The organism is Streptomyces sp. CA-250714, from assembly GCF_050936705.1.
Lineage (GTDB): Bacteria > Actinomycetota > Actinomycetes > Streptomycetales > Streptomycetaceae > Streptomyces.
Genome location: NZ_JBNJMI010000001.1, coordinates 3963004 through 3989343, shown reverse-complemented (window position 1 = coordinate 3989343; position 26340 = coordinate 3963004). Strand labels below are relative to the sequence as shown.

The following is a 26340-nucleotide window of genomic DNA, read 5'->3' as shown; positions in this document are numbered from 1 at the left end:
CCCCTGCTTCCGCTTTGTGCGTTCTGTGCCGATCAGCCCGGATCAGCTCTGGTGCGACTCGTAGTGTTTGACGGCGTCCGAGGTGCGGCCCGCGCCGTAGACCCTGAGGAACTCTGCCAGCTCCGGGTGGGAGGGGGCGAGCGTGTTGGACGCCTCGATGATGTCCGCGGCGTCCGAGACCGAACGCAGCAGGGCCTGGATCTCCCGTACGACGCGCTTGACGGGGGTCTGGGAGGCGCCGGAGGAGGAGGTCTGCGTGGTGTGGTTGAGCACGTTGCCGCCCGCGGTACGGCGGATCTCGTCCATCCGGTTGGTCGCGTCGGCCGCGCTGACATCGCCGCGCGCCACCTCGGCGGCCAGCTCCTGGAGGGCCTGGACCCGCTGGACGACGGCCGGGTTGCCGATCTTTGCCCGCTGCCCACTCATGAGCTGCGAAAGCATAGGCGCGGACAGTCCGAGCACTGTTGCGAGGCGCGCCTGGTTGAGCCCCAGGTCCTCGATCAGCCGGCGGAAGAGAGTCCCCAACGGCTCGCCGTACCACTGACTCTGGAGCTCGCGCGCCTTCGCTGTCGGGTCGTGTGCTGCTGCGTCCATGGCGTCTCCCCTGGGCTGCCCTGTTTCACTTCGCTCGCGCGAACTTGCCGTGCATCCTACGGACGGTGACAGGGGCGGGGCGATACCCGGTCGGAATTCGCCCAGGAGAGCCGGTACCCTGGTGCCCGACGGGGCCATAGCTCAGTTGGTAGAGCGCTGTCTTTGCATGGCAGATGTCAGGGGTTCGACTCCCCTTGGCTCCACGAGACCGAGGCCGACGTGTGTCCGCGCAGCTGCGCGGACACACGTCGGCCTCGTCGTGTTTTGCTCGGCTTCGCCTCGCGTTGCGGGGGCTTCGCCACCCGCACCCCCTTTGGGGGGTGCCCCGCAAGTTTGGGTGGGTTGGCCCGCATTCTTTGATGGGTTGGTCCGCAAGCTCTGGATGGGTTGGCCCGCGAGGTTTGGGTGGGTTGGGGCGCAAATCTGCGTGAATCCGCTCCCCGCGAGGGGCTTCTGGCGGGCGTTGGTCTGTCATAGGTGGGGGTCCGGGGCGGGGTGGGTGGCCCAGGTCAGTACGTGGTCGCGGTCGGCGTGCAGGGCGCTGCGGAAGAGCGCGTCGTACACCGCGTCGCCCAGCTGGGCGCGGGCCGTGGCCTGGCCCTCGTCGCGCAGTGGGGCCACCTCGGGGGTGCCGCGCTGCGGGTGCCCCACCATCTCCCAGTGCTGTGCCGCCGCGCCGTACGCGAGGGCGGCCCGCTCCGGCTCGCCCTGCTGGGCCCACGCGGCGGCCAGCAGCTCCAGACCGAGGGCGATGCCGAACCGGTCGCCGATCCGCCGCTTGGCGTCGAGCATGTCCCGCGCGTGCGCACCGGCCGCGCACGCACGGCTCTCGAACAGCGCGATCAGGCCCAGCTGGTAGTCGGTGTACGAGCGCGTCCAGTACTCCCCGAGCCGTACGCACTCCTGGCGCAGCGCCTCCGTCTCGCGGCGGGCCTCCTTGAGCCGGCCCGCGCCGGTGAGCGCGAACACCCGCACCAGACGGCACAGGGTGCTGCCGAACGCGGGCGGCCGGACGCCCGCGGCGGCCGCGTCCCGCAGCGCCGCGTCGACCGTCGCCAGCGCGGCCAGCGGGCGGCCGGTCAGCAGCGCGGCGACGCCCTCCAGATAGGCGGCCTGGCGCAGCCCCTCCGCGTCGCCCGTACCAGTGGCCGCCTGTCTGCTCAGCTCGGCGAAGGTACGGCCCGCCTCGTGGTCCCCCTGCAGCAGCTTGGCCAGTCCCAGCGACCACAGGCCCCGCGCACGTGCCTCGCTCGACCCGTCGGTGCAGGCCAGCGCCAGCTCCAGATAGTGGTGGGTCTCGTAGAGGTGGCCGCAGCACACCCAGAAGAACGCGACATTCCCGGCCAGTTCCAGGGCTGCCGCGGGGCGGGTGCCCAGCAGGAACCGCAGCGCCTCCCGCACATCGTGGTACAGCTCCTCCAGCCGCTCGTACCACGACTGCTGGCGCGCACCGAGCCACTCGGTACGGGCCTGCCGGGACAGCTCCACGACCGTGGTGGCGTGCCGGGTGGCGACATGCTCGGTCTCGCCCAGCTCCCGCAGCCACATCCGGCCGTACTCGCGGATGGTGTCCAGCAGCCGGTAGCGGCCGCCCTCGGCCATGACGACCGACTTGTGCACCAGCCCGGCCAGGCAGGCGCGCAGCTCCCGAGGGGCCAACGGGCCGCCCGCGCAGACCCGTTCGGCGAGATCGGCGTCGAAGCTGCCGGGAAAGACGGTCAGCCGCGCCCACAGCAGCCGTTCGGTGGGGCGGCACAGCTCGTGGCTCCAGCCCACCGCCGTCCGTACGGCGCTGTGCCGCGCCGGCCGCCGCGGGTTGTCGTCGGGGCCGCAGTGCGCGGCGCCGGGAGGTGCGCAGGCGGGCAGTCCGTCCGGCAGGTCCAGCCCGGTGCGGACCCGCTCCGCGGTCTCGGCCAGTGTGTGGTGGCGCAGCTGCGCCGCGGCCAGCTCCAGGGCGAGCGGCACCCCGTCCAGCCGGGCGCACAGCCGCGCTGCCAGCCGCTGGTCACACGCCTCGCGCAGGGGCCGGCCGACGGCCTCGGCACGCTGCCGGAAGAGGGTCACCGCCTCGGTGGCGAGCGCGAGCGGCGGTACGGGCAGCACGGTCTCGGCAGCCATGCCCAGCGGCTCCCTGCTGGTGGCCAGCACGGTCAGGTTGGGGCAGGCGGTCAGCAGCTCGCCGACCAGGTGACGGCAGTACGGCACCAGGTGCTCGCACGAGTCGAGCGCCAGCAGCACCGAACGGTCGGCCACCCAGCCGCACAGCGCGTCCAGCGGCATCCGGGGCGTGTGGTCGGACAAGCCGAGCGCGTCGGCCACGGTGGCGGCCAGCAGTTCGTCGCTCCGCAGCGGCCACAGATCGGCCCAGTAGATGCCCCGGGTCTCCTCGGGCGGTGCGGCGTACAGGGCGCGCAGAGCGAGCCGCGACTTCCCCACTCCGGCGCCGCCGGTGAGGGTCACCAGTCGGTGCTCCCTGAGTGCTCCGGTCAGCTGTGCCAATTCGGCCGTCCTGCCGACGAACGAGCTTGTTTCCTCAGGGATGTTCTGCTGCTGCACAGGTTCAGTCTTCATGGCCGGCCGGGCCGTAGTCCGCCACTTCTGGGTTTCTCCAGATGCGGAGAACTCGTGAGGGTGAGGCTTCAACTGGCAAGCAGAATTGGGTTTTTCCACTCGTTCGAGTGACGATGCAGGGGTGGCGCAACGCCACCCCCAAGGCCCCTGCCTATGCTCAGGGGCCGATTTCCCGGACTCCTACGGTCACAAGGTCATACGTGAGGGCACCGATGGCACCGCACCCGGACGAGAGCGGCCGCAGGCTGTCCTCCACCGAACGAGAGGAGCCCTGGGCCGCGAGCGAGGACCCCTGGGCGGCGGACGCCGCCGACGAGGAGGAGGGTCCGGCCGGCTCGGTGCTCACCCGTACGGAGCACGGCCGTACCGTGGTCGAGCTGCACGGGGAGATCGACCTCGCGGTGGTGCTCGACACCACGCCCCAGCTGTACGAACTCACCACCGCCGCCGCCCCGCGGCTCGTCGCCGATCTGCGGCCCGTCACCTTCATCGACTGCAGCGGCCTGGCCCTCCTCGTGGACATCCGCTCCCGGGTGCTGGCTAGCGGCGGCACCTTCACGCTGGTGTGCGCCGACCCACGGGTGCTGCGGCTACTGCAGATCACCGGACTGTCCGACGTGCTGGCCCCGGTGCCGTCCCTGGCGGCGCCGGGAGGCCCGCTGGGCCCGCAGGACGCGGGTGACGAGATCACGGTCAGGGGGCGGGAGAGCTGAGACTCCCGCCCCCTGAACGTCACCGGCTCCCACGTGAACGCCACCGGCACCCACGCATGAGGCCGACAGCACCGGCGGCTACTTCTTCTTGCGGCCGTCCTCGGACTCGGCGTCCTCCTGCTTGGCCTTGACCTCCGGGTCCAGCTCCGAGTCGCCGCCGCTCTCGACGGGTGAGCCGTTCACGCTCGAGAGGGACGCCCGATCGCCGACCTCCGTCGCGGCCGGCGGCTCCACCAGCCAGTCCGGGTTCGCCTGCCGGTCCCACCAGCGCCACGCGGCATAGGCGCCGCCCGCCACCAGCCCGACCAGGCCGGCACGCCAGACGAACCGGCCCGCGCGGGAGCGCCTGCGGCGGCGGCGCGAGAGCTTCTCGATCTCCTCGACCGTCACCTGGCCGCGCAGCGCGGCCACGGCCGCGGCCCCGCGCTGCACCGCTTCCTCCCTGGCCGGCCCGGCGGCGGCCCGCGCCTCGGTCACCGCACTCTCGATACGCGGCCCCGCGTAGGCGGCGGCCTTGCGGGCGGCCTTACGGGTACGCCTGGCCGCGCGGCCCGCGGCCACCTCGACCTCGGGCGGGAGGGCGTCACGAGCCTGCGCGACCCGGGGGCCGACATAGTGTTCGTATCCTTCGCGGGCGGAGTGGCGGGCCTGCTCGGCGGCCTTGGAGACCTTCGGCCCGAGCCGCGCACTCGCCTCCTGCGCGTAGCGCGCCGCGGTGTCCTTGGCCTGGCCCGCGTGGGGCTTCACCACCTCCGCGGCGTGGCGCACGCTCTCCTTGGCGGTGCCGGTCGCAGCGCGCACGCTTTTCTTGGCGGTCACGGTTCCTCCTCCTCGGTGGCTCATGACTCTGGGCAGTCTCTCCGGCAGCCTCTTCGGCTACGGAGGACAGGAAGTCGTTTTTCCACCTGTTTTGAAGATCATGCCTGCCCGTGCTCTGCCCGGCATCCCCCGGTCGGGCATCCGGGTCAGCCGCTGCCTCCAGCGTCCGTGGGAGGATCGGGGGAGTCAATGCAGACAGATGGAAGGTAGATCGTGGCTGAGCAACTCCACGCCACCCTGAAGACCAACCACGGCGACATCCGCGTTCAGCTCTTCCCGAACCACGCGCCGAAGACGGTCAAGAATTTCGTCGAGCTGGCCGAGGGCTCGCGCGAATGGACGAACCCGGAGACGGGGCAGAAGACCACGGCGAGGCTGTACGACGGCACCGTCTTCCACCGGGTGATCAGCGGCTTCATGATCCAGGGCGGGGACCCGCTGGGCAACGGCACCGGCGGCCCCGGCTACGAGTTCGGCGACGAGATCCACCCCGATCTCGCCTTCACCAAGCCGTACCTGCTGGCCATGGCCAACGCGGGTCCCGGCACCAACGGCTCGCAGTTCTTCATCACCGTGGGCGCCACCAGCTGGCTCACGGGCAAGCACACCATCTTCGGTGAGGTCACCGACAAGGCCGGCCAGGAGGTGGTCGACGCGATCAGCAGCACGCAGACCAACCCCCGCACCGACCGTCCGCTCCAGGACGTCGTGCTCAAGTCGGTCGTCATCGAGCGGCAGTAGTTCTCGAGCAACAGCAGCCGACAGCGGCCGACAGCAGGCCCGCGGCCGGCGAGAGGCGGGGAACCACACGCCCCACCCGTCCGTATTCAGGGCGGGTGGGGCGGGTGCGTACGGGACACTGGAGGGGTGAGCGTGGAGCAGGACGGACAACCCGGGGGCGGGGCCGAAGGGCGGGCGCCGAAGCACTGCTACCGGCATCCCGACCGGGAGACGGGCATCTCGTGCACGCGCTGCGAGCGGCCCATCTGCCCCGAGTGCATGGTGCCGGCCTCCGTCGGATTCCAGTGCCCCGAGTGCGTCCGCTCCGGTTCGGGGACCGGACACCGGCCGGGCGCCAATCGCCCCAGGACAGTAGCGGGCGGCCAGGTCACGGCTGACCCCCGGCTGGTCACCAAGGCGCTGCTGGGCATCAACGTCGCCGTCTTCATCGCGGTGCTCTCGGTCGGCGACCGGCTGCTGGACGAACTGCTGCTGTTCGGCCAGGCGGTGACCGAGCCGTACGGACCGCTGGAGGGCGTCGCCCAGGGGCAGTGGTACCGGCTGCTGACCTCGATGTTCCTGCATCAGGAGATCTGGCACATCGCGATGAACATGCTCGGGCTGTGGTTCCTGGGCCCGCCGCTGGAGGCGGCGCTGGGCCGGGTGCGCTTCCTGGGGCTGTATCTGCTCTCCGGGCTCGGCGGCGGCGCGGTCACCTATCTGCTGGTGGCGCCGCAGCAGGCGTCGCTGGGCGCCTCCGGAGCGATCTTCGGTCTGTTCGGGGCGACGGCCGTGCTGATGCGGCGGATGCGCTACGACATGCGGCCGATCCTGATCCTGCTGGCGATCAACCTGGTCTTCACCTTCACCTGGGAGAACATCGCCTGGGAGGCGCACGTCGGCGGCCTGGTCACCGGTGTGCTGCTGGCCTACGCGATGGTGCACGCCCCCCGCGAGCGGCGGAAGCTGGTGCAGTACGGCGCCTGCGCGCTGGTGCTGGCGCTGGTCGTGATGCTCCTGGTGATCCGGACGCTCCAGCTCAGCTGAGCAGCAGGGCGCCTCGGCCCAGCTGGGCACTGGACGGCTGCCGGCCCGGTGGACAACCGGGCGCGGCGCCCCTCGTACGGTGCTCGTACGGAGGTCCGGCGCCCGGTTGTCCACAGCGGGTACGGAATCTTGTGCATGGCGTGGCCCGTCCGGGGCTGCCTTCGCTCAGGTGTGCCTTTCCCTTGCGATTGCTTGCCCGACCAGGGCTCCCGGCACGGCCCGTGCGATCACATCGGCGTCAACACCCGGAAAGTTATCCACAGATCTTGTGAGTTTTCCAAGGCTGTGGATCAGCCTGTGGATAACTCTTATTTCCACTGGGTGGAGACGACGAAGCCGGTCGCGATGAAGCCGAACCCGACCACGATGTTCCAGTTGCCCAGCGACTCGACGGGAAGCGAGTTGTTGGTGACATAGAACACCACGATCCAGGCGAGGCCGATCCCGAACATCGCCAGCATCAGGGGGGCCACCCAGCGGCGGCCACCGCCACTGCCCAGATCGATCTTGGTGGCCTGCTTCTCCGGCGGGGGCGTGAAGTCCGCTTTCTTCCGGGTACGTGACTTCGGCACGAGAGACTCTCCTGTCGATGCTCTGCTGACCGCCGTACGGCCCACGGGGACGGTGGTCCGTTAGCGTAGTGCTTTCCCAGGGCGGAGGGAGACAAGGGTACGGTGACCAGATCGTTGATCCGGCCTGCACGGCTGGCCGCGATAGGCGTCTTCGCCCTCGCGGGACTCATCTTCTGGGTCAGTTTCAACACGGCGCAAGGGACGAACATCCGCAGCGACGGTTCCATGCTGCGGCTCTCCGACCTCATCCAGGAGCGCAGCAGACAGAACACCGAGCTCGACAGCCAGGCAGCGGCACTGCGCCGCCAGGTCGACAGACTCGCCAGGCGCGACGACGGCAGCACCGGGGCCCAGGACCGCAAGCTCGGCGCGCTGGAGGCGCAGGCCGGCCTCAAGAAGCTCTCAGGCCAGGGGCTGAGCGTCACCCTCGACGACGCGCCCTCCAACGCCACCGCCAAGGTCCCCGGGCTCCCCGACCCCGAACCCAACGATCTGGTCATCCACCAGCAGGACCTCCAGGCCGTGGTGAACGCGCTGTGGCAGGGCGGGGCCAAGGGCATCAAGGTCATGGACCAGCGGCTGATCTCCACCAGCGCGGTGCGCTGCGTCGGCAACACCCTCATCCTCCAGGGCCGGGTCTACTCCCCGCCGTACAAGATCAGCGCAGTCGGCGATCGGGAGAAGCTGCGCACCGCGCTCGACAGGGCCCCCGCGATCCGCAACTACCTCGAATACGTCGACGCCTACGGCCTCGGCTGGAAAGTCGACGAGCACGAGGCACTGACTCTTCCCGGCTACTCCGGCACAGTGGATCTCCAGCAGGCCAAGCCCCTGGAGTGACCGTCGGGAGTGAGACGGCGTGGCGTTACGAGCGGTCGTACGAAGCCTCAGCGAACTGTGCATCACCGTCGGCATCCTGATCGTGCTGTTCGTCGTCCACCTCCTCTACTGGACGGGACTGCGCGCCGACAGCGCCTCCGACGACGAGATCGCCCGGCTCCAGAAGGAGTGGTCGTCAGGACCGGTGGACGGCGGCGCCGGGCGTGGCGGGCGCGGCGGCGCGGACCCGGCCACCGGGAGCGGCCAGAGCGACGGACAGGCGCGGAACGGCACCGGCGCGGACAGCGGCACCGGCGGCCAGGGCCGGAGCACGGCAGGCCCCGGCTACCGGGACGGCAGGTCCTTCGCCGTCATGTACATCCCCCGCTTCGGCCGCGACTGGTCCCGGCCCGTCCTGGAGAACACGCGCAAACAGACCCTGCGCAAGGGCCTCGGCCACTACCCCCGCACCGCCGGCCTCGGACAGCGCGGCAACTTCGCCGTGGCGGGACACCGCCGCACCTACGGCGACCCCTTCAAGGACTTCCCGAAGCTGCGCCCCGGCGACCACGTCTACGTCACCGACGGCGCCACCTGGTACACCTACACGCTCACCCGGCGCCCCTACCGCACCCTGCCCGGAGACACCGGAGTGCTCGATTCCGTGCCCGCGCCGGTCGACAGGGCCGCCACCCCCTTCGACCGTCCCGGCCGCTACCTCACCCTGACGACCTGCGATCCGGAGTGGGGCAGCAGCCACCGGCTGATCGCCTGGGCCCGGCTGGACGCCACCAGCCCGGCGACCGGGGGGAAGCCGGACGCGCTCACGGGCTGACGCCGTACTCTGACGCCGTACTCTTGGGTGGGCCGAACGGCACGCGTGCCCGATGTGGCGCGGGAGGAGAGAGGACGGCATCGCGGGATGTACGGCTGGATCTGGCGGCATCTGCCGGGCAACGTGTACGTACGCGCACTGATTTCGGTGGTGCTGGTGGTCGGGGTCGTCTTCCTGCTGTTCCAGTACGTCTTCCCGTGGGCGGAGCCGATGCTGCCGTTCAACGACGTGACGGTGGACGGCGCGGCCGGCCGCGCCACCGAGGTTGCCGGCACGGTCGCGGGGGGCACGGCGTGAGCGCCCGCATCCTGGTCGTCGACAACTACGACAGCTTCGTCTTCAACCTCGTCCAGTACCTCTACCAACTCGGCGCCACCTGCGAGGTGGTGCGCAACGACGAGGTCGAGCCGCGGCACGCCGTGGGCCCCTCCTCGCCGAAGGCGGGCGAGGAGGGAGGATTCGACGGCGTACTCCTCTCCCCCGGCCCAGGGGCGCCCGAGGACGCCGGCGTCTGCATCAGCATGGTGCGGCACTGCGCGGCCCGAGGGCTCCCCGTCTTCGGCGTCTGCCTCGGCATGCAGTCGATGGCCGTCGCCTATGGCGGAGTCGTCGACCGGGCCCCCGAGCTGCTGCACGGCAAGACCTCGGTGGTCTCGCACGAGGGCGCGGGCGTCTTCGCCGGGCTGCCCTCGCCCTTCACCGCGACGCGCTACCACTCGCTGGCCGTACGCGGTGCGCTCCCCGCCGAGCTGGAGATCACCGCCTGGACGGCGCCCGGCGGCGCTGCTGTGGACGGTGCCGACCTGGTGATGGGGCTGCGCCACCGTGAACTGCCGGTCGAGGGGGTGCAGTTCCACCCGGAGTCCGTCCTCACCGAGGGCGGCCACCGGATGCTGGCGAACTGGCTGGAGCGCTGCGGGGACGCCGGGGCCGTGGAGCGCTCCGCGGGGCTGGGGGTGCCGCGCGGAGCCGGATTCGGGACGGTCACCGGGTGACCACGGGGCACGGGGACGGCACGGGGGGCGAGGGCACCTCCCCGGCGACGCCCGAGGGAGGCTACGGCTCCGAGTACGACCCGTACCGTGCGGCCGTCGACGCCCTCGCCGACCCGCTCAACGATCCTCTTCCGGGCCAGCAACCGGCGCAGTCGCAGTCGCAGCGGCAATCGCCGTCCCCGCAGCAGGGGGTGACGCCGCAGCCGCAGCAGCCCGGGCCGGTGCCGGCCGACGCCCTGTACGGGGCGGAGGCGGACGTGAGGCCCGCCTGGTACGCGACGGCACCGCACGAGGCGTACGACAAGCCGTACGAGCCGTACGAGGCGTACGCGGAGCCCGTACCGCCGCAGCACCAGCAGCCCGCTCAGCCCGTACAGACGCCGCAGCCGCAGCAGTTCGTGCCGGAACCCGGCCCCGGGCGGCCGCAGGCGCCCGTCAGCGGCCACGATCCGTACGCGGCCGCCCTCTACCAGCCCGGGCCCGATCCCGATCCGCCGGCGGGACCGGCCCAGACCGAGGACCGCAGCACCGTGGGGCTGCGCAGGCCCCGCCTGGAGGAGCTCTCGCGGCGGACCGGCGTCGCGGCGCCCGGCACGCGCTCGCACACCGAACGTCCGCCCGGCCCCTCGCGGCTGGAGGCGCGCAGGGCCGCCCGGGCGCTTCGGCCAGGGCCCGGCATCATCGCCAGCCGCGCCATCGGTGAGGTGTTCATCACCTGCGGCGTGCTGATGCTGCTCTTCGTCGCCTACCAGTTGTGGTGGACGAACGTCCTCGCCGACCAGCAGGCGGGCGGCGCCGCCGACAAGCTCCACCAGCAGTGGGACGAGCACAAGCCGGGCGACGGCATGGACCCGGAGCGCAAGGCCGGTGCCTTCAAGCCCGGCGAGGGCTTCGCGATCATCCACATCCCGAAGATCGACATCTCCAGGCCGATCGCCGAGGGCATTTCCAAGCCGAAGGTGCTCGACAAGGGCATGGTCGGGCACTACGACGAGAAGCCCCTGAAGACCGCCATGCCGTGGGACAAGAAGGGCAACTTCGCACTCGCCGGACACCGCAACACCCATGGCGAACCGTTCCGCTACATCAACAGGCTGGAGCCGGGCGACGAGGTCGTGGTCGAGACGCAGTCCAAGTACTACACGTACAAGGTGACGCGGCAGCTTCCGTCCACCTCCCCGTCCGATACCGGGGTGATCGATCCGGTTCCGCCCAAGTCGGGCTACACGAAGCCCGGTCGCTATATCACACTGACCACCTGCACGCCGGAATTCACCTCCAAGTACCGTCTGATCGTCTGGGGCAAAATGGTGGACGAACGTCCGCGCAGCAAGGGCAAGCCGGACGCGCTCGTCGACTGACACCTCGACGGGCGGGCCCGGGGTGGCGACCAGCGACCAGCGAGAAGCGGCGGAGGCGGCAACAGGTGAGCGAGGGCAAGCGGGAGACCGCCGGGACGACGGAGACCGCCGACCCGGCCGACGAGACCGCCACCGACGCCGCGGAGTCCGGGGCGCGGGTTGCGGCGGGTCGGGGGCCGATAGCCGTCGCCGTCGGCGTCTTCGGTGAACTCCTCATCACCGCGGGGCTGGTGCTCGCCCTGTTCGTCGTCTACTCGCTCTGGTGGACGAACGTCCTCGCCGACCGGCAGGCCAAGAAGGAGAGCGACCGCGTCCGCGAGCACTGGGCCGCCGACCGCGGCCCCGGAAACCTCGACACCCGGGACGGCATCGGCTTCCTGCACGTGCCGTCGATGTCGTCCGACGACATCCTGGTCAAGAAGGGCACCGACCCCAAGGAGCTGAACCAGGGCATCGCGGGCTACTACACCGAGCCCGTCAAGTCCGCGCTCCCCCAGGACCAGTCGGGCAACTTCTCGCTCGCCGCGCACCGCGACGGGCACGGGGCGAAGTTCCACAACATCGACAAGATCGACACGGGCGACCCGGTCGTCTTCGAGACCAAGAACACCTGGTACGTGTACAAGGTGTTCAAGACCCTGCCGCAGACGTCGAAGTACAACATCGACGTGGTGGACCCGATCCCCAAGGGGTCGGGCAAGAAGCAGCGCGGCCGCTACATCACCCTGACGACGTGCACGCCGGTCTACACCTCGAAGTACCGCTACATCGTCTGGGGCGAGCTCGTCCGCACGGAAGACGTCGACGAGGACCGCACGCCCCCTACGGAGATCCGTTGATCGAGCGCGGTGGTTGAGGCCGCCCTTTTTGCCGCCGGACCCTCGCCGTTGTGGTCGCGCGCCGTCGCGGCGGAAACAAGGTTCAGGGGCTACGCCCCTGAAACCCCTGCCGGGCAGGTGTCGGGGGCTGCCGCCCTGAAACCCCGCCGTGGGGGCGCAGCCGTCTCAGTCCGGGGGTCAGGGGGCGAAGCCTCCTGAGTCCAATCCCGCCGCGACGGCGCGCAACCACGACCGCGAGGGTCCGGCGGAAGAAACGACGGCCGCAACCACCACGTTCGGTGGCCGCAACAACCGCGTTCGGTCAACGACCGATGCCGCCGAAGAGGCCGCCGTCGCCTCCGCCGTCGCCGCCGCCGTCACCCTCGTCGGGGCCGCCGGGGCGGGTCATGATGTCGACCTTGTCGCCCTTCTTGCCCTGGGAGTTGGGGGGCGGAGTGGTGGTGACGACGAGCGCGTTGGGGCCTTGCGGTCCCTGGATGCTGCCGACGGTGAAGCCGGCGTCCTGGAGGGCCTGCTTGGCGTCCTTCAGCTTCTGGTTGGTGAGGTCCGGCACGGTGGCGGGCTCGTCGGCGGGGGCCTTGGCGACGGTCAGCGTGATGGTGGTGCCCTCGGACTGCTTGCCGGGGCCCGGGTTCTGCTTCAGCACGGTGCCGGCGGCCTTGGTCTCGTCGTCCTGTTCCGTCTTCGAGACCTTGAAACCGAGCGCTTCGAGCTGGGTCTTGGCCTGGTCGAAGGGCTTGTCGACGACGTTGGGCACGGTGGGCTGGGACTCGGTGGCCACGGTCAGCGTGACCTTGGAGCCCTTCTTGGCCTTCTCACCGGCGCCGGGGTCCTGTTCGAGGACCGTACCGGCCTGCTGGTCCTCCGACTCCTGCTGCTTCTTGCCGACCTTGAAGCCCGCCTCGCTGAGCTTCTGCTTGGCGTCGGCGTACACATCGCCTGTGACGTCCGGGACGCTGCGGGGCGCCTTGTCCCGCGGCCCCTTGGACATGATCATGTTGACGGTGCTGTTGGGCTCGACGCTCTCGCCGACCCCCGGGTCCGTCTTGCAGACGGTGCCCTTCTTCTCGTCGCAGAAGATGCTCTCGCCCTTGGCGGCCTTCAGCCCGGAGTTGCCGATCTGCTCCTCGGCCTCGGAGGCGGACAGCCCTGTGACGTTGGGCACATCCACATCGTTGTTGGGCGAGTCGAGCAGCGCCTTGCCGACGAAGATCGCACCGACGAGCACCAGGATCACGGCGAGCGCCAGCAGGATCGTGGACAGCGGGTTCCGGCCCTTGCGGCGGCCGCGCTGCTCGTCGTAGTAGCCGCCGTCGTCCGGGCGCATCGGCGGCAGCATGGAGGTCTGCGGCTCCTGGGCGCGCAGTGCCGTGGTGGGCTGGTCCTCGGGATAGCCGCCGGCGCCCATGGCGGTGGCGGCGACGGGCTGGCCGTCCAGGCACGCCTCGATGTCGGCGCGCATCTCATCGGCGCTCTGGTACCGGTAGTCCGGATCCTTGACGAGCGCCTTCATCACGATCGCGTCCATGGCGGGCGAGATCTCGGGATCGAAGGCGCTCGGCGGCTGCGGCTCCTCGCGTACGTGCTGGTAGGCGACGGCGACCGGGGAGTCACCGACGAACGGCGGCCGTACGGTGAGCAGCTCGTACAGCAGACAACCCGTGGAGTACAGGTCGGAGCGGGAGTCGACGGTCTCGCCCTTGGCCTGCTCGGGGGAGAGGTACTGGGCCGTGCCGATCACGGCGGCCGTCTGCGTCATCGTCATACCGGAGTCGCCCATGGCGCGCGCGATGCCGAAGTCCATGACCTTGACCTGGCCGGTGCGCGTCAGCATGACGTTGGCGGGCTTGATGTCGCGGTGGACGATGCCGTTGCGGTGGCTGTACTCCAGCGCCTGGAGGATGCCGACGCACATCTCCATGGCCCGCTCGGGCAGCAGCTTGCGCCCGGAGTGCAGCAGCTCCCGCAGCGTGGAGCCGTCCACGTACTCCATGACGATGTACGGGATGGAGACCCCGTCGACATAGTCCTCGCCCGTGTCGTACACCGCGACGATCGCCGGGTGGTTGAGCGAGGCGGCCGACTGGGCTTCACGGCGGAAGCGGGCCTGGAACGACGGATCGCGGGCGAGGTCGACGCGGAGCGTCTTGACCGCGACCGTACGGCCCAGCCGGGTGTCCTGGGCGAGGTAGACCTCGGCCATGCCTCCTCGGCCGAGCACCGAGCCCAGCTCGTACCGGCCGCCTAGGCGACGCGGCTCTTCCATAGTCTCCAGCCCTCTCCGGTCTTCCGTGCCGCGGCGCGTGGAACTCCCCCGGCCTTCGGCCGGGCGGTGCCCCCAGGCTTGCGACACAGCGGTGTGCTGCTCGGCATACGGTACCCGCCACTGGGAGCGTGCCTGGTGTGGCCGTGGTGACCGGGCTCACCCGATGCTGCTGGTGTGTGCGTCACTGCTTGCCGTCGAGGACGGCCTCCATCACACCCTTGGCGATCGGGGCCGCCAGCTTGCCACCCGCGATGTCGCTGCGGAGTGTGTCGGAACTCTCCACCACGACAGCGACGGCGACGGGAGATCCGTCACTCGTCTTCGCATACGAGATGAACCAGGCGTACGGGTTCTTCTTGTTGTTCTCACCGTGCTGTGCCGTACCGGTCTTGCCACCGACCGTGACGCCGGGGATCTTGCCCGACGTTCCGGTGCCCTTCTCGACGACCGTCTCCATGCCCTGCTGAAGCTTCTGCGCGTTCTCCGGCGACACCGGCCGGCTCAGCTCCTTGGGCTTGGTCTGTTCGACCACGTTCAGGTTCGGCGCCACGAGCTGGTCCACCATGTAGGGCTTCATCAGCTTGCCGTCGTTGGCGACGGCGGCGGCGACCATCGCCATCTGCAGCGGGGTGGCGCGGTTGGACGCCTGGCCGATGCCCGCCATGGCGTTCTGCGGCTGGTTGTCCTTGGGGTAGATGCTGGGCGCCGGGCGGACCGGGGTGTCCTGCGAGTCGTCGTCCTGGTCGCGGTTGAAGCCGAACTTCTCGGCCGCCTTCATCATCTCGTCGTTGCCGAGCTGGTCGCTCATCTTGGCGAAGACGGTGTTGCAGGACCACTGCAGCGCGACCCGCACGGAGGCGTTCTTGCAGGCCGGGTTGTTGCCCTCGTTGCCCAGGTCCTTGGTCGTCTGCGGCAGCCGGTACGGGTCCTCGGAGTCGGTCTTGGAGTCCAGGTCGTACTTGCCGCTCTCCAGGCCCGCGGCCGCGGTGACGACCTTGAAGGTGGAGCCGGGCGGATACGTCTGCCGCAGCGCCCGGTTGAGCATCGGCTGGTCCTTGTCGTCGTCCAGCTTCTTGAACCGCTCACCGTCCTTGCCGGTGACGCCAGCGAAGCTGGACGGGTCGTAGGACGGCTTGTTGGCCAGGGCCAGGATGGCGCCGGTCTTCGGGTTGATCGCGGCGACCGCGCCCTTCTTGTCACCGAGCCCGTCGTAGGCGGCCTTCTGGGCCTTGGCGTTGAGCGTGGTGACGACGTTGCCGCCCTTCTGCGGCTTGCCGGTGATCATGTCGATGGTGCGGTTGAAGAACAGCCGGTCGTCGTCGCCCGTCAGGAACGGGTCGTAGAGGCTCTCCAGTTGGTTGGCGCCGATCCGCTGCGAGGCGAAGCCGGTGACCGGCGACCACAGCTGGCCGTTCTTGTAGGTGCGCTTGTACTTGAAGTCGGTGCCGTTGACGACCGTCGATCCGGTGACCGCCTTGCCGTCGACGATGATGTTGCCGCGCGGCTGGGCGTAGCGTGCGATGTCGACGCGTCTGTTGTCCGGGTCGGTCTTGAGCTCGTCGGCCTGGACGAACTGCAGCCAGTTGGTCCGCACCAGCAGGGCCAGGACCAGCAGACCGCAGAAGATCGCGATGCGGCGCAGAGGCTTGTTCACGGTCGGACCACCTGGGTCATCTCGGCATCGGGTGACGGGGCGGGCGCGGGCGCCGGGCGGCGGGCGGTGTCGCTGATCCTGATCAGAATGCCGATCAGTGCCCAGTTGGCGAGCACCGAGGAACCGCCGGAGGCCAGGAACGGCATGGTCATACCGGTCAGCGGGATCAGCCCCATCACGCCGCCCGCGACGACGAAGACCTGGAGCCCGAAGGCGCCCGAGAGGCCGACCGCCAGCAGCTTGCCGAACGGGTCACGGGCGGCGAGCGAGATCCGCACCCCGCGCTCGACGACCAGTCCGTAGATGATGAGGACCGCCATCATGCCGGTCAGGCCCAGCTCCTCGCCGACCGTGGCGAGGACGAAGTCGGAGTTGGCGGCGAACCCGATCAGGTCCGAGTTGCCCTGGCCCCAGCCGGTGCCGAGCACTCCGCCGGAGCCGAACGCCCACAGGGCCTGGGCGATCTGGTCGCTCTGCGCCATCGTCTCCTTGGCGAAGGGGTGCAGCCACGCCTGGACGCGGTCCTGCACATGCGGCTCGAACGTGGCCACGGCCGTGGCGCCGCCCGCCGACAGGAGCAGACCGAAGACGATCCAGCTCGTGCGCTCGGTGGCGACGTACAACATGATCACGAAGAGGCCGAAGAAGAGCAGCGAGGTACCCAGGTCGGTCTCGAAGACCAGGATCATCAGGCTCAGCGCCCAGATGACGAGGATCGGCCCCAGGTCACGGCCGCGCGGCAGATACAGCCCCATGAAGCGGCGCGAGGCCAGCGCGAGCGCATCGCGTTTCACCATCAGATAACCCGCGAAGAAGACCGCGAGGATGATCTTCACGAACTCGCCCGGCTGCAGATTGATGAAGCCCAGGTTCACCCAGATCCGCGCGCCGTTCACCGGCGGGAAGAACATCGGCAGGATCAGCAGCACCAGGCCGACGGCCATCGAGATGTAGGTGTAACGCTGAAGTACCCGGTGGTCCTTGAGGAACATCAGGATCGCCACGAACAGCGCCAGCCCGATCGCCGAGTACATCAGCTGCTTGGGGGCGTCCGGGCTGAAGGCGCCGAACAGGTCCTCGGCGCGCTGCTGCAGCCGCTCCGACTGGTCCAGCCGCCAGATCAGCACCAGGCCCAGCCCGTTGAGCAGCGTCGCCAGCGGCAGCAGCAGCGGGTCGGCGTAGGGCGCGTACCGGCGCACCACCAGGTGGCCGACTCCCGCCAGCAGCGCCAGCCCGCAGCCGTAGGCGAGCATGCCCGAGGGCAGCTGGTCGTCGATGGCCAGCCCCACATTGGCGTACGCGAAGACGGGGACGAGCACCGCGAAGACGAGCATCGCCAGCTCGGTGTTGCGGCGGCTCGGCAGTCCGCCGGAGGACACGGTGGTGTTGCTGCCCGTGTTGGTGAGGTTGCTCATGCCTGTGCCGCCCCCTACGGCCCGGTGCACTGCTTGGCCAGCTCCTGCTGCTTCTCCGAGAGCTCAGGGCTCGGTGAGGGAGTGCTGGAGGCGGCGTCAGTGGTGTCGTTGGTGGAGCCGGAGGTGAAGGCGGCGTTGTGGGCGGTGCCCACACCGGCGGTGCCCTGGCCGACGCCCGGGGTACCGGTGCCCGTACCGGGGGTGCCGTTGCCGGTGCCGCCGTTGGTGGCCGCGTCACCGGGCGTGTTCTGCTCGTCCTTCCGCTGCTTCTCGGAGTCCTTGCCCCCGGCGCCCTTGTCCTTGGGGTCCTTGGGCTGCTTCTTCGCATCGGAGACGATCTTGCAGACCTTCGCCTGCTCGCTCAGCTCGTCCAGCTTGTTGCGGGCCTCGTCCCGGCTGCCCATCGCGATCGTCTCGCGGAGCTCCTTGCGCTGGAAGCCGGGCAGGTACTTGAGTTCGATCTCGGGGTGGTCCTCGTCGATCTTGTTCAGCTTGACGCCCGCCAACTCCTGGTCGATGCCGCGGTAGAGGGCGACGTGCTCCTTGTTGGAGCCGACGTAGTACTGCGTCTGCGTCCAGCGGTAGCCGCCGTACAGCCCGCCGCCGACCACGGCCAGCGCCAGCGCGATCCACAGCGAGCGCTTGACCCAGCGGCCCTTGCCCTTGCCGGGCTTGGTGAAGTCCTCGTCCGTGTAAGGGCCGAACGCTCCGGGCGGCGGCGCTGCCGGGTCCGCGTTCGGAGGGCCGAAGCCCTCGGGCGCCCCCTGCGGCGGCACTCCGCCGCCGCGCCCCAACTCGGCGGCGCGGGCCGCTGGGGTGCTGCGCGCCGCGCCGTCGCCGCCCAGCGGCTGCTGGCTCTCGGCGACCGCGCCGACGATGACGGGGGTGTCGTTGAGCTGGCCGTGCAGGGTGTCCTCGGGGCCGAGGGCGTCCACGTCCAGCACGTCGGCGACGATGCAGGTGATGTTGTCGGGCCCGCCGCCGCGCAGCGCGAGCTGGATCAACTCCTGCACGGTGTCCTGCGGGCCGTGGTAACTGGCCAGCGTCTCCTCGATCGTCTGATGCGAGACGACCGCCGAGAGCCCGTCCGAGCACAGCAGATAGCGGTCGCCGGCCCGCACCTCGCGGATCGACAGGTCGGGTTCCACGTGGTCGCCGCTGCCCAACGCCCGCATCAGCAGCGAGCGCTGCGGGTGCGTGGTGGCCTCTTCCTCGGTGATCCGGCCCTCGTCCACCAGCCGCTGCACCCAGGTGTGGTCCTGGGTGATCTGCGTGAGCTGGCCGTCCCGCAGCAGATAGGCGCGGGAGTCACCGACGTGTACGAGGCCGAGCCGCTGGCCCGTCCACAGCAGCGCGGTCAGCGTGGTGCCCATGCCCTCGAGCTGCGGGTCCTCCTCGACCATCACGCGCAACTGGTCGTTGGCGCGCTGCACGGTCGTACCGAGGGAGGTGAGGATGTCCGAACCGGGGATGTCCTCGTCGAGCTGGACCATGGCGGAGATCACCTCGGAGGAGGCGACCTCGCCGGCGGCCTGGCCGCCCATCCCGTCGGCGACCGCGAGCAGCCGTGGACCGGCGTAGCCGGAGTCCTCGTTGTGCTCGCGGATCATGCCGTCGTGTGATCCGGCGGCAAAGCGCAGTGACAGGCTCATGCGCACCTCGCCCGTCGGCTCCGGGTACATCCGCACGGTGCCCACCCTCCGGTCGTCATGTCGGTACTACTTCCGCAGCTCGATGACCGTCTTGCCGATACGGATCGGCGCTTCGAGCGGGATCGGCGTCGGTGTGGTGAGCCGGGTCCGATCGAGATAGGTGCCGTTGGTCGACCCGAGATCCTCGACGATCCACTTTCCGTCACGGTCCGGGTAGATCCTGGCATGCCGGCTGGAGGCGTAGTCGTCGTCCAGCACGATCGTGGAGTCGTGCGCGCGGCCCAGGGTGATGGTCTGCCCCTGGAGGGCCACCGTGGTGCCGGTGAGCGACCCCTCGGTGACGACCAGCTTGGAGGGGGCGTTCCGGCCCCGGCCGCGCCTGCCGCCGCCCTGTGGGGGCTGCTGGGGCTGGGGCCGCTGTGCCGGGCGCTGCGCTTCCGCGCGCCGGGCGGTGCGCTGCGTCACCCTGGTGCCGAACAGGTCACTCCTGATGACCTGGATGGACACGATGACGAACAGCCACAGTACGGCGAGAAACCCCAACCGCATGACCGTGAGGGTCAGCTCTGACATTGCCCCCGCTTCACCCTTCGGCTTGCCGGTAAATGATCGTGGTACTGCCCACGACGATGCGTGAGCCGTCGCGGAGCGTAGCGCGCGTGGTGTGCTGTCCGTCTACCACGATTCCGTTTGTGGAGCCCAGATCCTGGATCGAGGAGGGGTTTCCGGCACGGATCTCGCAGTGCCGCCGGGAGACCCCGGGGTCGTCGATCCGTACGTCGGCCTCCGTGCTGCGGCCCAGCACCAGGGTCGGCCCGGAGATCTGGTGGCGGTTGCCGTTGATCTCGACCCAGCGCCGCGTCTCGGCGCCGGGCAGCGGTCCCGCCGAGCCCGCAGGGCCTGGCGCGTAGGTGGGCGGGGCCGTGGGCGCGGGCGGCGCGGAAGCGGGCGGCGGCGGATATCCGGCACCCGCGCCCGCACCGGCGCCGCCGTACCCGGCGCCGGCCTGTGTCGGGCCGCCGCGCTGCGGCTGGGAGGTGCTGGAGGCGAGGGTGCGGCTGCGTACGCGGTAGAGGCCGGTGTCGAGATCGTCGGCCTTCTCCAGATGGACCTTGATCGGCCCCATGAACGTGTAGCGCTGCTGCTTGGCGTAGTCCCGCACCATGCCGGCGAGTTCGTCGCCGAGCTGGCCCGAGTAGGGGCTGAGCCGCTCGTAGTCCGGCGGGCTGAGTTCGACGACGAAGTCGTTGGGGACAACCGTGCGCTCGCGATTCCAGATCGTCGCGTTGTTGTCGCACTCCCGCTGGAGGGCGCCCGCGATCTCCACGGGTTGCACCTCGGACTTGAACACCTTCGCGAAGGTGCCGTTCACGAGACCCTCGAGTCGCTGCTCGAACCGCTTCAGTACTCCCACGACGCACCTCCTTCCCAGATGCTCTCCGACCTAGTGCCTGCTTCGTGCCTAGTGCCTGGTGCCTGCTCGCGTGCCTGTTTCGTGCCTGGTGCCGTGCTTCGCACCCACTTCCCAGTGTCCCCGGGATCAGGGCACGACGCTTCTGCGGTACTGCTTACTGATCGTATCCACGCGCGAGGAAATCGACTGGTTCCCCACCGGGGCCCGGTGCTCAAGTGTTGCCCCTCACAGTGGTCCGCGCGTGCCCCCGCCCACAGTCGCTCGTACCGCCCTACACCCTCGCATGGATAGTAGAGCGCCCGCGCTGGGTCCCGCACCGAGTGTCCTGTCCGAGGGCCCGAGCAGGGGCGGAATACGGATGTGAGTCCACCCCGGACAGCGTGCTAATCTTCTGGATGTCGGCAGGCGCCCGCACCGGGCGAGACGACAACACCCAATGCGCGGGTGGCGGAATAGGCAGACGCGCTGGATTCAGGTTCCAGTGTCCGAAAGGACGTGGGGGTTCAACTCCCCCCTCGCGCACAGAGAAAAAGGCTCCCACCGGAACCCGGTGGGAGCCTTCTTCGTATGTGCTCGCGCGGTGGTCCTTCGTGACGACCGGCGCGTGACAACCGCTCGCGCGGGCCGCGGCCGTACGCGGCCCGCGGTCTCAGGCGGCGAGCTGGGACGCCAGGGCCTTGCCGCGGGCCTCGGCCTCCTCGTGCGCCTTGGCGCGGGACTCCCTGGCCATGTCGATGAGCTGTTCCATGCCGGGTGTCGACTCGGCCAGCGTGAGCTCCGGCACGATGAACTCGACATCCAGCCCGAGGGTGGCCTCGCCCAGCAGCTTCTCCAGGTAGGGCAGTACGAACTCGAAGCTCTCGCGCGGGGTGCCCGGGCCGTAGCCGCCGCCGCGGCTGGCGACCACCGTGGTCGGCTTGCCGGCCGCCGACGGGTTCTCCGTACCGGCGGTGCGGCCCATGATGATCACGTGGTCCAGCCACGCCTTGAGGGTCGAGGGAATCGCGTAGTTGTACATCGGGGCGCCGATCAGCACCGCGTCCGCCTGCTCCAGCTCGGTGGCCAGCTGGTCGCGCGGTGCGAAGGCGGCAGCCTGCTCGGCGGTGTGGTTCTGGGGAGGTATGAAGCCTGCGGCCGCGGCCACGTCCTGCAGATGCGGGATCGGGTCTGCGTTGAGGTCGCGGTAGATCACCTTGCCGTCCGGGTGCTGGGCCTCCCATGCCTCGCGGAAGGAGGCGGTCACGGAGCGGGAGACGGAGGCACCGTCCGGGTGGACCGAGGTGTCGATGTGCAGGAGGGTGGCCATGGGGGGACTCCTAGTGTTTCGTAAGCTGTCGAACCTTTCCGACGTAGCTAGTTATAACACAGTTACTTACTTTTCTGCACCTCCTTGCTGTCGCGCAGTACTCTGGTGCCATGTCAGAGCTTGGAGAGATGCGCGATCTGCCGCCGGAGCGCGCCATGGCTGCTGCGGTCTGCACCGAGCCGGAGAGCGCCATCACGCGCGTCTTCCACCTGCTCGGCAAGCGGTGGACGGGGCTGATCCTGGCCGCGCTGATGAGTGGCCCTGGTCACTTCGCGGAGCTGCGCCGTGCGGTGCCGGGCATCAGTGAGCGGATGCTCTCCGACCGGCTCACCGAGCTGGCGTCCTTCGGCCTGGTCTCCCGGTCCGTCGAGGAGGGCCCGCCGCTGCGGGTCAGCTACAGCCTCACCGACGCCGGGCATGCCCTGCGGCCCGCCATGGTGGAGCTCACGCGCTGGGCGGACAGTCACCTTCCGCTGTCCGCCGGCTCCTGTCCGGAGGCGTTCCGGGAGTGACCGGAGGCGTTCCGGGGCGGGCCGGGGCGCGGCGGTCGTAGGGTGGTGGCGATGAACGCCAACTCCCCCGCCCAGGCGAGCGAGGACCCGAAGGTGAGCGAAGGCCCCACAGCGGGCGAGGAGCCCGGTACCGAGCGCCTCGAGAAGGCGGTGCGGGCCGCGGAGACCGCGCTGATCGAGTACGAGATCGCGGTCGAGACCTTCCGGGTCGAGGTGGAGAACTTCTCCCGGCTGCACCACCAGCGGCTCGGTCCCGTCTACGCCCGGCTCGACGAGCTGGACGCGCAGATCGCCGAGGCGATCGCGGCGCGCACCGGCGACCCCGAGGACATCCGCAAGGCCGACGCGGCACGCGGCGCCGTCCTGCCGATGCCGAAGGTCGAGGAGCTGTTCTTCGGCTGGATCGGCTCCGACGGCATGCTTCCCGAGGCCCAGGCGATGCTCAACGAGCAGTCCGTCAGTCCCCCGAGCCGGGTGCGGCCCAGCGAGGAGGCCCGTAAGGCGTACCGCGATCTGGTCCGCAAGGCCCATCCCGACCTCGCCCAGGACGAGGCGGAGCGCGAGCGGCGGGAGGCGTTCCTCGTGCGGGTGAACAAGGCGTACGCGGACGGTGACGCGCCCGCGCTCGCCGCGCTCGCCGAGGAGTGGGAAGCGGGCCCGCTGCCCGCGCCCGTGGCCGAACTGCTGCGCAGCGAAGAGCTGTACGCGCGGCTGGAGTGGCTGGCGCAGCGCAAGGAGATGCTCGCCGGGATGGCAGCGGAGCTGGAGGAGAGCGCGATCGGGGCGATGCTGAAGCTGGCGCCCGACGATCCCGACGCACTGCTGGAAGAGATCGCCGAGCAACTGCTCGGGCAGGTGGCCGAGCGCGAGCGCGAGCTCGCCCGGCTGAGAGAGGGAGAGCAGGAATGAACGCCCTTCCCGGGCAGGTGCCGCAGACGGACGCCGCCTCCGTACCGGCCGACGCGCTGCTGCTGGACGTACGCGAGGACGACGAGTGGGCCGCAGGCCGGGCGCCCGGCGCGCTGCACATTCCGATGAGCGAGTTCGTCGCGCGGCAGGGCGAGTTGACCGAACGGCTGGGCGAGGGCGAGCGGGTGTATGTCATCTGCCGCGTCGGCGGGCGTTCGGCCCAGGTCGCCGGCTACCTCGCCCAGCAGGGCGTGGACGCGGTGAACGTCGACGGCGGCATGCTCGCCTGGCACGCCGCCGGGCGGCCCTTGGAGAGCGACGCGGGGTCGGCTTTCGTGCAGTAGGCCCGGACGCAGGCGGGGCCGGAATCCTCGACGGCTGCGACAGGTGCGGCGGCCCGCTCAGCTGGTGGCGAGCAGGTCAGCGAGGGCTTCCTCATGGGCGGCTGCCGGGCCGTAGGAGAGCTCCCATTGCTTGGCCCAGGCATGAAAGCGGTGCAGGGGGTAGTCGGTGTCGGCGCCCATGCCGCCGTGCAGATGCTGGGCCGTCTGCACGACGCGGCGTACTCCGTCGGACGCCCACATCTTGGCGACTGCCACGTCGCGAGGGTCCAGCCGCCAGGCCGCCTGCCAGAGGGTGGCCTCCATTGCGCGCAGGTCGATGTAGCGGTCGGCTGTCTGGACGGCCACCGCCTGGAACGTGGCGATCGGAAACCCGAACTGTTCGCGCCGGCTGACGTATTCGCTGGTCATCTCCAGCACCTTGGTGCCAAGGCCCAGGGCGAGCGCACAGGTGCCGGTGGTCATCAGCTGGTGCAGTCGGCCGGGAGCCTCCGGATCGTCGATGACGTCCCGCGCCGGTATGCGCACCGCTGTCAGGCCGACCTCCGCGTAGCGCTCGCCGTTGGAGGAGGCCTGCTCGGCGAGGGAGACGCCGTCGGTGCCGGGCGCCAGGAGCGCCAGCAGCGGGCGTCCTTCGGCCGTGTGGGCGGGGACGACGACGAGGTCCGCTGTGCCGGCCCATGGCACAGCGGTCTGTACGCCGTCCAGCACCCAGCCGCCGCCGTCGGGCGCGTCGGGCGCGGCGCTCGCCGTCACGGCGTGCTCGGCCGGTTCATGGCCCGTACGCCCCTGCCCGGCGACCGTGACAGCCAGCTCGCCCGCCGCGATCCGCGGCAGCAGCGCGGCGCGCGCCTCCTTTGTGCCGTATGTGGCCAGGGAGAGGGCGGCCGCGCTGGTCTCCAGCAGCGGTACGCGCGCCAGTACGCGGCCTGCCTCGCGCAGCACCAGGCACAGTGCCACCGGGTCGAGCCCCAGGCCGCCGTGCTCGCGGGGGACGGTGAGCCCGAGCAGGTCGGACCGCGCCAGCCGCTGCCACAGCGCCCGGTCGAAATCGTCGGCGACCGTCCCCCGGGTCAGCGCCGGGCTGTCCACGGCGTCGGGTGACACCTGTGAGAAGACGGCCTTGGCGGCTTCCTGGGCTGCCTGCTGCTCTTCGCTGAAGCTGAAGTCCATGGCGCTCTCCCCGGATTGCCCCTCGAGTGGCCCTCTGAAAGCTGACGAGCCGTCAGGTTAGGGTGAGAGCGCGGACTTCACCAGAGGGCCGGCTGGGCCAGGGGCGTGCGGGCTCGGCCCTCACGCGTCGAAATCGACCTCCACCTTCTCCGTGAGCGGATGCGACTGGCACGCCAGCACGTACCCCGCGTCCAACTCCTCCGGCTCCAAAGCGAAGTTGCGGTCCATATGGATCTCGCCGCCCAGCAGCCGGGCCCGGCAGGTGCCGCAGACCCCTCCCTTGCAGGCGTACGGGGCGTCGGTCCGGTTCCGCAGCACCGTCTCCAGCAGCGTCTCCCCCTCATGCGTGGGCCAACTGCCGCCCCGGCCGCCCAGGGTGGCGCTCACCGTGGCGGAGCCGGATATCGCCCGGGCGCTCGGCGGTGGCGCGGAGGTGGCCGCGGCGGAGGTGTCCGCGTGGAAGATCTCCTGGTGGACCCGGCTCCGGGGCACACCCAGCGTCCGCAGTGCCCTGGTCGCGCCCTCCACCAGGCCCAGGGGGCCGCACAGATACCAGCCGTCCGTCTCCCGTACCCCGGACTCGGCCAGGAGGGCGGGCAGCAGCGCGGTCAGCCGTTCCTCGTCCAGCCGGCCGGAGGGCAGTCCGCTGTGCTGTTCCTCCCGGGAGAGGGCCGTGACCAGGTGGAACCGGTCGGGGTAGCGGTCCTTGAGGTCGGCGACCTCCTCCAGGAACATCGTCGAGGCCGTGGTGCGGTCGCTGCGTATCAGGCAGAAGCGGGCTTCCGGTTCGTGGGCCAGCAGCGTGCCGGCTATGGACAGCACGGGTGTGATGCCGCTGCCGCCCACCACCGCGGCGAACCGGCCGGGGCGGGGCTCCAGCACGAACCGCCCCATGGGCGGCAGCACTTCGACGGTGCTGCCCTCGGTCAGCTCCTTGAGCGCGTACGTGGAGAACTCGCCGCCCTCCACCAGCCGGATGCCCACCCGCAGCGTCGCGGGGCGGGGCCGGGCCGGGTCGCACAGCGAATAGGTGCGGCGGACCTCCTCGCCTCGCTCGTTCACCCGCCGCAGCGTGAGGTGCTGGCCGGCGGCGTAGCCGAAGGTCTCGCGCAGCTCGGGCGGCACGTCGAGGGTCAGCGCGGCCGAGTCGTCGGTCAGCTGCTCGACGGCGCGGACGCGCAGGGGATGGAAGGCCGGCACTGCTGGCACCCTCAGACCTCCTTGAAGTGGTCGAACGGCTCCCGGCATTCGGTGCAGCGGCGCAGCGCCTTGCAGGCCGTGGAGGAGAACCGGCTGAGCAGCTCCGTTTCGGCCGAACCGCAGTGCGGGCAGCACACCGGCTCGGGTGCGGCGGGCCGGGCCTCGGAGTGCTGCTGCGTATCGCGGCGCGCGCGACGTGTGGGGGAGAGGCCGACCAGGACCGGGTCCGCGGCACGGGCCCCGGCGCGGGGCGGGGCTACGCCGTGCTCGGCGAGCTTGCGGCGGCCCTCCTCGCTGATGTCGTCGGTCGACCAGGGAGGAGAGAGCACCGTACGGACCTCGATCCGCTCGGCGCCGGCCTCCTCCCGCAGCACCCGCTCGATATCGGCCGCCATGGCCTCGATCGCGGGGCAGCCGGTGTAGGTCGGGGTCAGCTCGACCAGCACATGTCCGGGCTCCGGCTCCGCCACTCCGCGCAGTACGCCCAGCTCGGCGAGTGTGATCACCGGCAGCTCCGGGTCCGGGACGGACCCGGCCAGCTCGGCCAGCGCTGCCGACCGAGCCGACTCCGTGCCGGTCGCCGACAGGGAGCGGTGTCCCATGGCGGCTGAGG

General features: G+C 70.4%; 26 protein-coding genes and 2 tRNA genes. 14 read left to right on the top strand and 14 right to left on the bottom strand.

From position 1 onward, the window contains the following. Nucleotides 1–42: 42 nt before the first annotated feature. Complete coding sequence (locus ACQEU8_RS17865) at nucleotides 43–594, bottom strand: helix-turn-helix domain-containing protein (RefSeq protein ID WP_433101718.1); 552 nt, start codon at nucleotides 592–594, stop codon at nucleotides 43–45. 130 nt (nucleotides 595–724) lie between these two features. Here ACQEU8_RS17865 and ACQEU8_RS17860 point away from each other — a divergent pair. Next, nucleotides 725–797: transfer RNA gene (locus ACQEU8_RS17860), tRNA-Ala, on the top strand. A gap of 268 nt (nucleotides 798–1065) precedes the next feature. On the opposite strand, the gene ACQEU8_RS17855 is transcribed toward ACQEU8_RS17860, so the two are convergent. Continuing rightward, nucleotides 1066–3165: an ATP-binding protein gene (locus tag ACQEU8_RS17855; protein WP_433101716.1), complete on the bottom strand. Its 2100-nt coding sequence runs from the start codon at nucleotides 3163–3165 to the stop codon at nucleotides 1066–1068. Nucleotides 3166–3365: 200 nt separating this feature from the next. Here ACQEU8_RS17855 and ACQEU8_RS17850 point away from each other — a divergent pair, with 200 nt between their 5' ends. Next, entirely contained in the window at nucleotides 3366–3878 is a 513-nt protein-coding gene (locus ACQEU8_RS17850) for an STAS domain-containing protein (RefSeq protein ID WP_433101714.1), read from the top strand. A gap of 78 nt (nucleotides 3879–3956) precedes the next feature. On the opposite strand, the gene ACQEU8_RS17845 is transcribed toward ACQEU8_RS17850, so the two are convergent. Beyond that, nucleotides 3957–4697 carry a DUF5324 family protein gene (locus tag ACQEU8_RS17845; RefSeq protein WP_433101712.1) on the bottom strand — a complete coding sequence of 247 codons (741 nt, stop codon included), beginning with the start codon at nucleotides 4695–4697 and terminating at the stop codon, nucleotides 3957–3959. A gap of 213 nt (nucleotides 4698–4910) precedes the next feature. Between ACQEU8_RS17845 and ACQEU8_RS17840 the strand changes: the two genes are divergently transcribed. Both ACQEU8_RS17840 and ACQEU8_RS17835 read left to right on the top strand, forming a co-directional pair. Beyond that, complete coding sequence (locus ACQEU8_RS17840) at nucleotides 4911–5438, top strand: peptidylprolyl isomerase (RefSeq protein ID WP_433101710.1); 528 nt, start codon at nucleotides 4911–4913, stop codon at nucleotides 5436–5438. 132 nt (nucleotides 5439–5570) lie between these two features. Next, nucleotides 5571–6464: a rhomboid family intramembrane serine protease gene (locus ACQEU8_RS17835; RefSeq protein ID WP_433102487.1), complete on the top strand. Its 894-nt coding sequence runs from the start codon at nucleotides 5571–5573 to the stop codon at nucleotides 6462–6464. A gap of 308 nt (nucleotides 6465–6772) precedes the next feature. Here the strand turns inward: ACQEU8_RS17835 and crgA are convergent, their stop codons facing one another. Continuing rightward, complete coding sequence (crgA, locus tag ACQEU8_RS17830; RefSeq protein ID WP_433101708.1) at nucleotides 6773–7036, bottom strand: cell division protein CrgA; 264 nt, start codon at nucleotides 7034–7036, stop codon at nucleotides 6773–6775. Nucleotides 7037–7138: 102 nt separating this feature from the next. Between crgA and ACQEU8_RS17825 the strand changes: the two genes are divergently transcribed. The 6 genes from ACQEU8_RS17825 (at nucleotide 7139) to ACQEU8_RS17800 (ending at nucleotide 11885) form a co-directional block, all read left to right on the top strand. Then, nucleotides 7139–7876: a DUF881 domain-containing protein gene (locus ACQEU8_RS17825; protein WP_433101706.1), complete on the top strand. Its 738-nt coding sequence runs from the start codon at nucleotides 7139–7141 to the stop codon at nucleotides 7874–7876. A gap of 19 nt (nucleotides 7877–7895) precedes the next feature. Further along, entirely contained in the window at nucleotides 7896–8690 is a 795-nt protein-coding gene (locus ACQEU8_RS17820) for a class E sortase (RefSeq protein ID WP_433101704.1), read from the top strand. An 87-nt stretch (nucleotides 8691–8777) separates the two neighbouring features. After that, the gene (locus ACQEU8_RS17815) at nucleotides 8778–8987 is read left to right on the top strand and encodes a hypothetical protein (RefSeq protein ID WP_433102485.1); all 210 of its coding nucleotides are present in this window, start codon (nucleotides 8778–8780) and stop codon (nucleotides 8985–8987) included. After that, nucleotides 8984–9685: an aminodeoxychorismate/anthranilate synthase component II gene (locus ACQEU8_RS17810; RefSeq protein WP_433101702.1), complete on the top strand. Its 702-nt coding sequence runs from the start codon at nucleotides 8984–8986 to the stop codon at nucleotides 9683–9685. Before ACQEU8_RS17815 ends, ACQEU8_RS17810 begins: the two co-directional genes overlap by 4 nt. Beyond that, nucleotides 9682–11046 (top strand): class E sortase, encoded by a 1365-nt coding sequence (locus ACQEU8_RS17805; protein ID WP_433101700.1) that lies wholly within the window; start codon nucleotides 9682–9684, stop codon nucleotides 11044–11046. Before ACQEU8_RS17810 ends, ACQEU8_RS17805 begins: the two co-directional genes overlap by 4 nt. Nucleotides 11047–11111: 65 nt before the next feature. Next, complete coding sequence (locus tag ACQEU8_RS17800; RefSeq protein ID WP_433101698.1) at nucleotides 11112–11885, top strand: class E sortase; 774 nt, start codon at nucleotides 11112–11114, stop codon at nucleotides 11883–11885. A gap of 301 nt (nucleotides 11886–12186) precedes the next feature. On the opposite strand, the gene pknB is transcribed toward ACQEU8_RS17800, so the two are convergent. The 6 genes from pknB to ACQEU8_RS17770 all read right to left on the bottom strand — a co-directional run bounded on the left by pknB (nucleotide 12187) and on the right by ACQEU8_RS17770 (nucleotide 20286). Beyond that, entirely contained in the window at nucleotides 12187–14151 is a 1965-nt protein-coding gene (gene pknB, locus ACQEU8_RS17795; protein WP_433101696.1) for a Stk1 family PASTA domain-containing Ser/Thr kinase, read from the bottom strand. A gap of 181 nt (nucleotides 14152–14332) precedes the next feature. Continuing rightward, the gene (locus ACQEU8_RS17790) at nucleotides 14333–15805 is read right to left on the bottom strand and encodes a peptidoglycan D,D-transpeptidase FtsI family protein (protein ID WP_433101694.1); all 1473 of its coding nucleotides are present in this window, start codon (nucleotides 15803–15805) and stop codon (nucleotides 14333–14335) included. After that, complete coding sequence (locus tag ACQEU8_RS17785) at nucleotides 15802–17220, bottom strand: FtsW/RodA/SpoVE family cell cycle protein (protein WP_433101692.1); 1419 nt, start codon at nucleotides 17218–17220, stop codon at nucleotides 15802–15804. The genes ACQEU8_RS17790 and ACQEU8_RS17785 overlap by 4 nt, the downstream gene beginning before the upstream one ends. 14 nt (nucleotides 17221–17234) lie before the next feature. Continuing rightward, a complete protein-coding gene (locus ACQEU8_RS17780) occupies nucleotides 17235–18902 on the bottom strand; it encodes a Stp1/IreP family PP2C-type Ser/Thr phosphatase (RefSeq protein ID WP_433102483.1) in 1668 nt (555 codons plus the stop codon). A gap of 36 nt (nucleotides 18903–18938) precedes the next feature. Beyond that, nucleotides 18939–19445: an FHA domain-containing protein FhaB/FipA gene (locus ACQEU8_RS17775; protein WP_433101690.1), complete on the bottom strand. Its 507-nt coding sequence runs from the start codon at nucleotides 19443–19445 to the stop codon at nucleotides 18939–18941. A gap of 10 nt (nucleotides 19446–19455) precedes the next feature. Then, nucleotides 19456–20286: an FhaA domain-containing protein gene (locus ACQEU8_RS17770; RefSeq protein ID WP_433101688.1), complete on the bottom strand. Its 831-nt coding sequence runs from the start codon at nucleotides 20284–20286 to the stop codon at nucleotides 19456–19458. Nucleotides 20287–20724: 438 nt separating this feature from the next. On the opposite strand from ACQEU8_RS17770, the gene ACQEU8_RS17765 reads away from it, so the two are divergent. After that, nucleotides 20725–20808, top strand: a tRNA-Leu gene (locus ACQEU8_RS17765). Nucleotides 20809–20935: 127 nt separating this feature from the next. Here the strand turns inward: ACQEU8_RS17765 and ACQEU8_RS17760 are convergent. Beyond that, complete coding sequence (locus tag ACQEU8_RS17760; protein ID WP_433101686.1) at nucleotides 20936–21592, bottom strand: FMN-dependent NADH-azoreductase; 657 nt, start codon at nucleotides 21590–21592, stop codon at nucleotides 20936–20938. 155 nt (nucleotides 21593–21747) lie between these two features. Between ACQEU8_RS17760 and ACQEU8_RS17755 the strand changes: the two genes are divergently transcribed. Genes ACQEU8_RS17755 through ACQEU8_RS17745 form a run of 3 tightly spaced genes read left to right on the top strand, consistent with a single transcriptional unit; the run spans nucleotide 21748 to nucleotide 23357 of the window. Further along, on the top strand, nucleotides 21748–22104 hold the full coding sequence (locus ACQEU8_RS17755; protein WP_433102481.1) for a winged helix-turn-helix transcriptional regulator: 357 nt from the start codon (nucleotides 21748–21750) through the stop codon (nucleotides 22102–22104). Nucleotides 22105–22155: 51 nt separating this feature from the next. After that, a complete protein-coding gene (locus ACQEU8_RS17750; protein ID WP_433101684.1) occupies nucleotides 22156–23013 on the top strand; it encodes a J domain-containing protein in 858 nt (285 codons plus the stop codon). Further along, nucleotides 23010–23357 carry a rhodanese-like domain-containing protein gene (locus tag ACQEU8_RS17745; protein ID WP_433101682.1) on the top strand — a complete coding sequence of 116 codons (348 nt, stop codon included), beginning with the start codon at nucleotides 23010–23012 and terminating at the stop codon, nucleotides 23355–23357. Before ACQEU8_RS17750 ends, ACQEU8_RS17745 begins: the two co-directional genes overlap by 4 nt. Before the next feature lie 57 nt (nucleotides 23358–23414). On the opposite strand, the gene ACQEU8_RS17740 is transcribed toward ACQEU8_RS17745, so the two are convergent. The 3 genes from ACQEU8_RS17740 to paaD form a co-directional block, all read right to left on the bottom strand. Further along, nucleotides 23415–24527 carry an acyl-CoA dehydrogenase family protein gene (locus ACQEU8_RS17740; RefSeq protein ID WP_433101680.1) on the bottom strand — a complete coding sequence of 371 codons (1113 nt, stop codon included), beginning with the start codon at nucleotides 24525–24527 and terminating at the stop codon, nucleotides 23415–23417. Nucleotides 24528–24647: 120 nt separating this feature from the next. Further along, entirely contained in the window at nucleotides 24648–25727 is a 1080-nt protein-coding gene (locus ACQEU8_RS17735; protein ID WP_433102479.1) for a 2Fe-2S iron-sulfur cluster-binding protein, read from the bottom strand. Nucleotides 25728–25738: 11 nt separating this feature from the next. After that, nucleotides 25739–26329, bottom strand: a complete 591-nt coding sequence (gene paaD / locus ACQEU8_RS17730; protein ID WP_433102477.1) for a 1,2-phenylacetyl-CoA epoxidase subunit PaaD — start codon at nucleotides 26327–26329, stop codon at nucleotides 25739–25741. Between the last annotated feature and the right edge of the window lie 11 nt (nucleotides 26330–26340).